Here is a 9,521-nt window from a genome sequence, read left to right as displayed (position 1 = left end):
CCAGACCACTTCCAAGTCTTTGATTCTGTGGCGCGCCCGACAGGAATCGAACCTGTATCAAGAGCTTCGGAAACTCTCATTCTATCCATTGAACTACGGGCGCAGCGCAAGGAGGCGACATTGTACCTAGTTTTCGATAGCGTGCATGAAGTGGATCAAATCTTCCGTCAATCTCATCGAAAACCCCCGCAGCTTCATTGGACGCCCGTCCGTGACACCGTTATATAATCCAGCGTTTGCTTGCAGGCGGATGCGTCACCGGTTCGCCGATTTGTGCAGTTACTGATTTTCTGTTGCCGCCGCCAGGCGCCCCACCCGTTAGCAGGATTTGGTCATGAGCAACGAGCAGGAACACATAGAAGAGCACTCCTCCCCCATCAAGACCCCCAAGCAACTGGTCGTCACGATCGTCCTATCTTTCGTGATTCCAATCGCCATCATCATCCTCCTGGTGAACATGGTGGTCTCCGGCACCAAGGTCGGCGCCGGCTCCGATACCCTGACTGAAGAAGCCGTCACCAAGCGCATCGCGCCGGTCGCGGGTTTTGCGCTGGTCGATGCCAACGCCCCTAGGGTGTTCAAGACGGGCGAACAGGTCTTTGCCGCGGTCTGTACGGCCTGTCACACCGCCGGTATCGCCGGCGCACCCAAGATGGGCGACAACGCGGCCTGGGCGCCGTTCATCAAGTCCGGCTACGACACGATGCTGAACGTGGCCCTGCACGGCAAGGGCGGCATGCCCGCCAAGGGCGGCAACCCCACGCTGTCCGACTATGAGGTCGCGCGCGCGGTCGTCTACATGGCCAACAAGTCCGGCGCCTCGCTGCCGGAACCCGCCGCGCCCGCCGAAGAAGGCGCGAAGAAGGAAGCAGACGCGGCGCCTGCTGCCGCGCCCGCCCCTGCCGCGGCAGCGCCTGCAGCCGCCGCACCGGCCGTCGCGGCTGCCCCGGCTGCTGCGGCACCGGCTGCGGCTCCTGCCGCCGCGCCTCAGGCCGCCGCCGTCAACCCGGCCGGCGAGAAGCTGTACAAGAGCGTCTGTTTCGCGTGCCACGCCACCGGTGTCGCCAACGCGCCCAAGTTCGGCGACAAGGCCGCCTGGGATCCCTACATCAAGACCGGCATGGACGCCATGGTGAAGGTCGCCATGCAAGGCAAGCCGCCGATGCCCCCGAAGGGCGGCGCGGCCAACGCGTCGGAAGACGACATCCGCGCAGCCGTGCAGTACATGGTGGACGCCGCCAAATAAATCGGCGCGCCCAAGAAAAGGCCCCTTTCAAAGGGGCTTTTTCTTTTGCTGCGTGATGGGTTACGCGCGGCAATCGTCCATGTGCGTGGGCAGACCGGAACGCGCTTCACCCATCCTACGGGCGGTGAATTATTCCGCCGAGGACTTCAGCAGGGACAGGCCCAGCTGCACGCGGCGTTGCAGCCACAGGCTGGGGCGATAGCGGGGGTCGCCCGTCACGCGCTGCATGCTCTTCAAGATTTCCAGGATGCGGTCGGCGCCCAGCTTGTCGCCCAGCGCCAGCGGACCCACGGGATAGCCCAGGCCCAGCGTCACGGCCTGGTCGATGTCTTCCGGGGTGGCGATTCTCTGCTGCGCGATGTCGCTGGCGATGTTGACGATCATGGCCACGATGCGCTGGGCGACGAAGCCCGGCGAATCCTCGATCACCGTGACCGGCACGCCGTCGGCGGCCAGCAGCGCATGGGCGGCGTCGCGCCATTTGCCTTCGGTGGCGGGCGACACCATGAGGGTGCGGCGCTTGGCGCCGTCGAACGCGTACAGCGTATCCAGGCCGACCGTGCGGCCCGCGTTCAAGCCCTGGGCGGAGACCGACGTGGAGACGTCATCGCCGAACGGCGTGACGATGATCAGCGCATCGGCGTCGGGCGTGGCGCCGGTGACGAGCGTCGCGCCCAGCTTCTCGACCAGCGCCGAGGCGCGCGCGTAGCCTTCCGCGTGCTTGGGGCTGACCCACACTTTCAGGCCTTCCGGCAGCGCCGGCACGGGCGGTTCGGCGGGCACCTGCTTCTGGCCGTCGGCGTAGACATAGAAGCCTTCGCCTGCCTTGCGGCCGATCAGGCCACCGGCCAGACGCACGGTGGTGATCGGCGACGGGCGGAAGCGCGGCTCATCGAAGAATTGGCGGTAGATGGATTCCATCACCGGGTGCGACACGTCCAGCGCGGTCAGGTCCAGCAATTCGAACGGGCCCATGCGGAAGCCCGCCTGCTCGCGCATGACGGCGTCCACTTGCGCGAAGGTGGCCACGGCCTCCTGCGCCACGCGCAGGCCTTCCGTGTTCATGCCGCGGCCGGCGTGGTTCACGATGAAGCCGGGCATGTCCTTGGCGCGCACGGGCGTGTGGCCCATGCGACGGGCAAGCGCGGCCAATGCGTCGCCGGCTTCGGGCGCGCTGCGCAGGCCATCGATCACTTCCACCACCTTCATCAACGCCACCGGGTTGAAGAAGTGGTAGCCCACCACGCGCTGCGGACGCTTGCAGGCGGCGGCGATGGCGGTGATGGACAGCGACGACGTGTTCGACGCCAGGATGCAGTCTTCCGACACCACGCCTTCCAGCGCGGCGAACAGGTCGCGCTTGACGTCCAGGCGCTCGACGATGGCTTCCACCACCAGCTGGCACGCGGACATGTCGGTCAACGCCGTGGCGGACTCCACGCGCTCAAGCGACGCCTGCGCGTCGGCGGCGGTGATCTTGCCCTTCTGGGCCAGCTTGTCCCACGTCTGGCGCAACGACTCGCGCGCGGCAGCGACCGCGTCGGCGCTGGTGTCGTACAAGCGCACGCGCAAACCGGCTTGCGCCGCGATCTGCGCAATGCCGCGCCCCATGGCCCCGGCGCCCACGACGCCGATGGTTTGAATCTCCGTCATCAACCTTCTCCTGCCTTTATTGGAATGGATCGTGTGCGCCGCGGCGTGGCGGGGCGCATGGGAAAACGGAGCGGCCGCCTGGCCGCTCCGCCTCCGTTCAGGGCTGGCTCTGGGCCAGCGCCTGGATGTCTTCGGCCGACAACCCCAGCTTTTCAGCCAGGACCTGCGCGGTGTGTTCGCCCAGCATGGGCGGCGGACGGCGGTATTCGACCGGGCTGTCCGAGAACTTCAGCGGGCTGGACGCCATCGGCACGCGGCCGGCCGCCGGGTGCGGCAACTCGCGCTTCATGCCGCGCGCCAGCACGTGCGGATCTTCATAGACCTGGTCCAGCGTATTGATGGGGCCGGCCGGCACGCCCACGCCTTCCAGCGCGGCCAGCCAGTGGTCGCGCGCGCCGGTCGCCATGCGTTCGGCCAGCAACGGCACCAGTTCCGCGCGGTTCTTCACGCGCTGCGGATTGGTCGAGAAGCGCGGGTCCGCCGACAGTTCGGGCAGTCCGATCGCGCCGCAGTAGTTGCGGAACTGGCTGTCGTTGCCGACCGCCACGATCAGGTGGCCGTCGGCCGCCGCGAACACCTGGTAGGGCACCAGATTCTGGTGCGCATTGCCCGCGCGCTTGGGCGCCACGCCCGAGGTCATGAAGTTCAGATTCTGGTTGGCCAGCATCGAGACCTGGCAATCCAGCAGCGCCATGTCGATGTGCTGCCCCAGCCCGCTGTTGGCGCGTTCCAGCAGCGCGGCCAGGATGCCCACCGTGGAATACATGCCGGTCATCAGGTCGGCCACCGCCACGCCGGCCTTTTGCGGACCGCCGCCGGGCAGGTCGTCGCGTTCGCCGGTGATGCTCATCAGCCCGCCCATGCCCTGGATCATGAAGTCGTAGCCGGGGCGGCTGGCGTACGGGCCGGTCTGCCCGAAGCCGGTGATCGAGCAATAGATCAGGCGCGGGTTGATGGCCTTCAGGCTTTCGTAGTCCAGGCCGTATTTCTTCAGCCCGCCCACCTTGAAGTTCTCGACCAGGATGTCGCTTTGCAGCGCCAGTTCACGCACCAGCTCGGCGCCGCGCGGCGACGCGATGTCCAGCGCCACCGACAGCTTGTTGCGGTTGGCCGACAGGTAGTAAGCGGCTTCGGTGGTGTCGTTGCCCGCTTCGTCCTTCAGATAGGGAGGTCCCCAGGCGCGCGTGTCGTCGCCGGCGCCGGGCCGTTCGATCTTGATCACTTCGGCGCCAAGGTCGGCCAGGTTCTGGGTGCACCAGGGGCCCGCCAGTACGCGGGTGAGATCCAGCACGCGTATGCCGGTAAGGGGAGCGGGACGTTGCGACATCAGTGTTCTTTTCGCTAGATGGGAAATGAAAACGTCCGGCTTGCGGCCAGCGCAAGCCGGAGTGGAGTCCGTCATGCCAGCGGGCCAGGCCGCCAGCGCGTCATATGCGATATTAGCCGTTCAAGCCCCGGGCCGGTCGCCGGCGTGGCCGGGCGGCCGGCGCACGGACGCGGGAGTGCGCGGCAGGGGTGGCGTGCAGGCATCCGCAGCCACGCGCGCCCCCTGGCCTGCTTGGCATCAGGAATGGGCCTTGATCGTTTCGCGGGCGATCACCAGCTGCTGGATCTGCGACGTGCCTTCGAAGATGCGGAACAGGCGCACGTCGCGATAGAAGCGTTCCACCGCGTATTCCGACATGTAGCCGGCCCCGCCGTGGATCTGCACGGCGCGGTCGGCGACGCGGCCCACCATCTCGGTCGAGAACAGCTTCGCGCAGGCGGCCTGCATCGTGGTGTTCTCGCCGCGGTCGCGCATGCGGGCGGCGTCCAGCACCATGCAGCGGGCGGCGTAGAGTTCGGCCTGGCTGTCGGCGATCATGGCCTGGATCAGCTGGAACTCGGCAATCGGCTGGCCGAATTGCTTGCGCTCCATTGCGTATTTCACGGCGTCGCCAAGCAAGCGGTCGGCAATGCCCACGCATAGCGCCGAGATATGCAGGCGGCCTTTGTCCAGCACGCGCATCGACGTGCGAAAGCCATTGCCTTCCTCGCCGCCCAGCAAAGCGCTGGCGGGCACGCGGCAGTTGTCGAACACCACGTCGCTGGTCAGGGCGCCAGCCTGGCCCATCTTCTTGTCGGGCTTGCCGATGCTCAGGCCCGGGGTGCCGGCTTCGACCAGGAAGCATGAAATCGAATTGGCGCGGCGCTCGGGCGCGGTGCGCGCCATGACCGAAAACAGGCCGGCGATGGGCGCATTGGTGATGTAGCGCTTGGTGCCGTTCAGCACGTAGCCGTCGCCGTCGCGTTCGGCGGACAGGCGCAACGCCATCGCGTCGGAGCCGGCGTCGGGCTCGGTCAGCGCGAACGAGCCGATCAGTTCGCCGCTGGCCAGCTTGGGCAGGTAGCGGGCCCGCTGATCGTCCGTGCCGGCCAGCACGATGGCCTGCGAACCGATGCCGATGTTGGTGCCGGCCAGCGAACGGAACGCAGGCGAGGTCTGGCCCAGCTCGAACACCACGCGCACTTCTTCTTCCATCGTCAGGCCCAGCCCGCCGAACTCCGGCGCGATCGACAGGCCGAACAGACCCAGTTCGCGCATCTCGTTCACGATGTCCGGCGGGACCTGGCCGCTTGAGGCCAGTTCGTCTTCGGCGGGGATCAGGCGCTCGTGCACGAAGCGGCGCACGGCGTCCAGGAGGAGGGTCAGGGTTTCGGTGTCCAGGGCCATGATGGGAGTCTCACAAGAAAAGCGATGCAGGGAAGCGGTGCGGGGATGCGAATGCGGCGGCGTTCAGGCGCGCATGCCGCCAAGCAATAGATCGAAGTAGCCGGCGGCGATGGTTTCGGCGCTGTCGCCCTGCCCCGGCTTGTACCAGCGCACCATCCAATTCAGCATGGACAGCACGGCGCGGCCGGTGGCGGCCACGTCCAGCGGGCGAAACGCGCCGTCAGCCACGCCCTGCGCAATCAGCGCGCGCAGGCGTTTCTCGTAGCTGTCGCGCAACCGGGCGGCGTCTTCGCGTTCGGGCAGGGCCATGCCGGAATAGCCGATCAGCATCGTCACGAATTCGGCATGGTGCTGTTCGAAATAGCGGGCATGGCCGACCATGAACGCGCGCAGCCGGGCGGCGGCGCCATCAGCACGGTCGACGTCCTGGCCCACGCTCTGGGTCAGGCCGCTCAGCACGCCCAGGATGATGGCGTCGTAGATGTCCTGCTTGGTCGTGTAGTAATGGTAGATGGCCGCCTTGGACACGCCGATGGCGGCGGCCAGGTCAGACACCGAGCTGCCGTCGTAGCCGCTTTGGGCGAAGAGCTTGGCGGCTTCTTCCAGGATGCGTTCGCGCGGGGCCGCCAGCGTGGGGGGCCGGCCGGCGCGGGCGCGCTTCTGGGCAGGAGGGACGGAGGTCGCCATGACAGCCTTTGCAAAGGGGTGGCGCCGCAGGCGGCCAAGGGGCCGGGCGGGCCTCCATTGACAGCGGTTCGGCGCATGCCGTTAAATAAAGATTAATTAATTACCGGACGGTCGGTAGGTAATTATAGGCACATCCGCCTCGGGGACTCAAGCCTGTCCGCAGGCGGCCTCTTCTGGACTGACCTGAACACAACGCGACGACGCTATGCCCCACTCTCTCGTGACAGATTTGTATGGCCAGATGTCCCTGCCGGTCATCAGCGCCCCCATGTTCATCGTCTCCAACCCGACGCTGGTGGTCGCCCAATGCACCAGCGGCATCGTGGGGTCGTTCCCCGCGCTGAACGCGCGCCCGCAAAGCCTGCTGACGGATTGGCTGGACGAAGTGCAGGCCGGCCTGGCCTCGTACCGCGAAGCGAATCCGGGCGCCGCCGTGGCGCCGTTCGCCGTGAACCAGATCATCCACCAGTCCAACGACCGCCTGGAGCAGGATCTGGCCGTATGCGCCAGCCATCGCGTACCGCTGATCATCACCAGCCTGCGCGCCCCCGGCGACCTGGTCAAAGGCGTGCACGACTGGGGCGGCAAGGTGTTCCACGACGTCACCACGATCCGCCACGCGGAGAAGGCGCTGGAAGCCGGCGTGGACGGGCTGATCCTGGTCTGCGCAGGCGCAGGCGGCCATGCCGGCACGCTCAGCCCCTTCGCGCTGGTGTCCGAAGTGCGCCGCTTCTATGACGGCCCGCTGATCCTGTCGGGCGCCATCACGTCCGGCGCGCACGTGCTGGCGGCGCTGGCCATGGGCGCGGACTTCGCCTACATGGGCACGCGCTTCATCGCCAGCGAAGAAGCCAACGCCAGCGAAGGCTACAAATCCGCCATCGTCGAGGCCAGCGCGTCCGACATCCTCTACACCCCGTTCTTCACCGGCATCCCCGGCAACTACCTGAAGGCCAGCATCGCGGCCGCCGGGCTGGACCCGGCCAACCTGCCGCAGCCGGACAGCGGCGCGTCCAACTTCGGTTCGTCCCGGGTCAAGCCGTGGAAAGACATCTGGGGCGCGGGCCAGGGCGTGGGCGGCATCGCCAGCATCGAACCCACCCGCAAGATCGTCGACACGCTGCGCCGCGAGTACGAAGACGCCCGCGCGCAATTGGCCGGCAGGTCCTTCGCATGAGCGCGGGCCTGAAAGTCGCCCGCGAGGGCGCCGTCCTGACGCTCACCGTCGACCGCCAGGACCGCCGCAACGCGCTGGACACGGCCACTTACGCCGCCTTGACCGAACAGATCTCGCTCGCATCGGCCGACCTGTCGGTGTCGGCCGTGATCCTGACCGGCGCGGGCGAACACTTCACCGCCGGCAACGACCTGCGCGACTTCCAGGCCGAACGCGGCGCGGGCGACAGCGCCGGCCTGACGTTCCTGCGGGCGCTGACCACGGCGGAGGTCCCGGTGATCGCCGCGGTCGAGGGCTACGCCATCGGCATCGGGGTGACCCTGCTGCAGCATTGCGATTTCGTCCATATCGGCGAAGGCGCTACCTTGCGCATGCCGTTCGTGGCGCTGGGCCTGTGCCCGGAAGGCGCATCCAGCCTGCTGATGCCCCGCCTGGCGGGGCGCCGCGCCGCCGAATGGCTGCTTCAGGGCAAGGCGTTTTCCGCCCGCGACGCGCACGAGGCCGGCCTGGCGACGTCAGTCGCGCCCAAGGGGCAGGCATTGGCGGCCGCACAGGCCACCGCCGCCGACCTGGCGCGCCAGCCGCCGGCCGCGCTGCGCCTGACCAAAGCCATGATGAAACGGGCCGACCGGCAGGCCATCCAGGAAACGCTGGACTACGAAGCCCAGCAATTCCGCGCCCGCCTGCAGACCGAAGAGGCGCAGGCGGCGTTCGCGAAGTTCTTCAAGAAATAGCGGTGCGCGTGAAGATGGGTTGCTCGTGCAACCCATCGCTTCAGAACGGCGAATCGGGCCGGAAATTGGGCGCCCGGCGCTCCCGCAGGGATTTGACCCCTTCTTTGACATCCGGGCCGCCGAAGCCCATGAATTCCAGCGCCAGCGACGTGTCGAAGGTGGGGCCGGCCATGCGCAGCCAGTTGTTCAGCGAATACTTGGTCCAGCGGATGGCGGTCTGCGAGCCGGCGGCCAGCTTGTTGGCCACCTCGAAGGCGCGGGTGATGAGCTCGGCTTCGTCCACGCACAGCGACACCAGGCCGATGCGCTCGGCTTCCTCGCCGGTGACGGTTTCGCACAGCATCAGGTAGTACTTCGCCTTAGCCATGCCGCACAGCAACGGCCAGACGATGGCCGCGTGGTCGCCCGCGGTCACGCCCAGGCGGGTGTGGCCGTCGATGATCCGCGCGTCGCGCGCCGCGATCGAGATGTCGGCCAGCAGCCCGGCCACCAGCCCCGCGCCCACGGCCGCGCCATGCATGGCGGACACAATGGGCTTGCTGCAATTGATGATGTTGTAGACCAGGTCGCGGGCTTCGCGCCAGACGCGGGTGCGCACGTCGAAGTCGTCCGCCATCTGCTGCACCAGGTCCAGGTCGCCGCCGCCGGAAAAGCCCTTGCCTTCGCCGCGGATCACCACCACCCGGGTGTCGGGGTCGGTGTCGATATCGCGCCAGATATCGGCCAGTTCGCGGTGCATGCGGTCGTCCGCCGTGGACAGCTTGCCCGGCACGCCGCCCTTGGCGCCCATGATCAGTTCCAACACGCCGCCGGGATGCCGGCGCAGCTTCAGGGACTCGTAGGCCGAATAGTGTTGCAGCGTGATATCAGTCATTGTCTTCTCCGCGTTGTCTTTACCAGTGGGGCAAGCCTGAGGCCGGCGCGTTTTTGCGAACTATAGTGGATACAACGGCGTCCACCCGCCGACAGCCCGAAGGAGCCTCACCCCATGAACACCCCCGCCCCGTCCGCCGGCGCCCCCATCGACCGCGCCAGCCTGCCCGCTCTGTTCGCCCCCCGCGGCGCGGACACCCACAAGGGCAGCTTCGGCACCGTCGGGATCGTGGGCGGCGGCCCGGGCATGGCGGGCGCGGTGTTGCTGGCGGGCCGCGCCGCGCTGAAGGTGGGTGCCGGCAAGGTGCTGGTCGGCTTTGCCCAGGACGCCGCGCCCCTTGCCTGCGACCCGCTGCAACCCGAACTGATGCTGCGCGACGCCCGGTCGCTGCTGGAGGAAGACTGGGGCATCACCGCCTGGGTCGCCGGCTGCGGCAT

General features: G+C 67.6%; 8 protein-coding genes, 1 tRNA gene and 1 pseudogene. 4 read left to right on the top strand and 6 right to left on the bottom strand.

The features are described from left to right. Positions 1-28: 28 nt before the first annotated feature. Positions 29-103, bottom strand: a tRNA-Arg gene (locus ACO6D5_RS05055). Between the two features lie 231 nt (positions 104-334). On the opposite strand from ACO6D5_RS05055, the gene ACO6D5_RS05050 reads away from it, so the two are divergent. Then, positions 335-1,246 carry a c-type cytochrome gene (locus tag ACO6D5_RS05050; protein ID WP_485824764.1) on the top strand — a complete coding sequence of 304 codons (912 nt, stop codon included), beginning with the start codon at positions 335-337 and terminating at the stop codon, positions 1,244-1,246. 129 nt (positions 1,247-1,375) lie between these two features. Here ACO6D5_RS05050 and ACO6D5_RS05045 read toward each other — a convergent pair whose 3' ends face one another. The 4 genes from ACO6D5_RS05045 to ACO6D5_RS05030 form a co-directional block, all read right to left on the bottom strand. Continuing rightward, the gene (locus ACO6D5_RS05045; protein ID WP_485824800.1) at positions 1,376-2,929 is read right to left on the bottom strand and encodes a 3-hydroxyacyl-CoA dehydrogenase; all 1,554 of its coding nucleotides are present in this window, start codon (positions 2,927-2,929) and stop codon (positions 1,376-1,378) included. Between the two features lie 67 nt (positions 2,930-2,996). Beyond that, complete coding sequence (locus ACO6D5_RS05040) at positions 2,997-4,226, bottom strand: CoA transferase (protein WP_315846942.1); 1,230 nt, start codon at positions 4,224-4,226, stop codon at positions 2,997-2,999. A gap of 237 nt (positions 4,227-4,463) precedes the next feature. After that, the gene (locus ACO6D5_RS05035) at positions 4,464-5,612 is read right to left on the bottom strand and encodes an acyl-CoA dehydrogenase family protein (protein WP_315846943.1); all 1,149 of its coding nucleotides are present in this window, start codon (positions 5,610-5,612) and stop codon (positions 4,464-4,466) included. 63 nt (positions 5,613-5,675) lie between these two features. Beyond that, on the bottom strand, positions 5,676-6,299 hold the full coding sequence (locus ACO6D5_RS05030; RefSeq protein ID WP_315846944.1) for a TetR-type transcription factor C-terminal domain-containing protein: 624 nt from the start codon (positions 6,297-6,299) through the stop codon (positions 5,676-5,678). A 205-nt stretch (positions 6,300-6,504) separates the two neighbouring features. On the opposite strand from ACO6D5_RS05030, the gene ACO6D5_RS05025 reads away from it, so the two are divergent. Both ACO6D5_RS05025 and ACO6D5_RS05020 read left to right on the top strand, forming a co-directional pair. After that, positions 6,505-7,476 (top strand): nitronate monooxygenase family protein, encoded by a 972-nt coding sequence (locus ACO6D5_RS05025; protein ID WP_315846945.1) that lies wholly within the window; start codon positions 6,505-6,507, stop codon positions 7,474-7,476. After that, a complete protein-coding gene (locus ACO6D5_RS05020) occupies positions 7,473-8,210 on the top strand; it encodes an enoyl-CoA hydratase-related protein (protein WP_485824763.1) in 738 nt (245 codons plus the stop codon). Before ACO6D5_RS05025 ends, ACO6D5_RS05020 begins: the two co-directional genes overlap by 4 nt. Before the next feature lie 40 nt (positions 8,211-8,250). Here the strand turns inward: ACO6D5_RS05020 and ACO6D5_RS05015 are convergent, their stop codons facing one another. Further along, on the bottom strand, positions 8,251-9,084 hold the full coding sequence (locus tag ACO6D5_RS05015) for an enoyl-CoA hydratase/isomerase family protein (protein WP_485824762.1): 834 nt from the start codon (positions 9,082-9,084) through the stop codon (positions 8,251-8,253). 114 nt (positions 9,085-9,198) lie between these two features. Here ACO6D5_RS05015 and ACO6D5_RS05010 point away from each other — a divergent pair. Beyond that, positions 9,199-9,521 (top strand): annotated as a pseudogene (locus ACO6D5_RS05010) (NAD(P)H-hydrate dehydratase); the annotation flags it as partial.

Source organism: Achromobacter sp. (genome assembly GCF_057314935.1).
The sequence above is the reverse complement of the archived record's forward strand: the minus strand, read 5'-3'. Positions and strand labels throughout refer to the sequence as shown.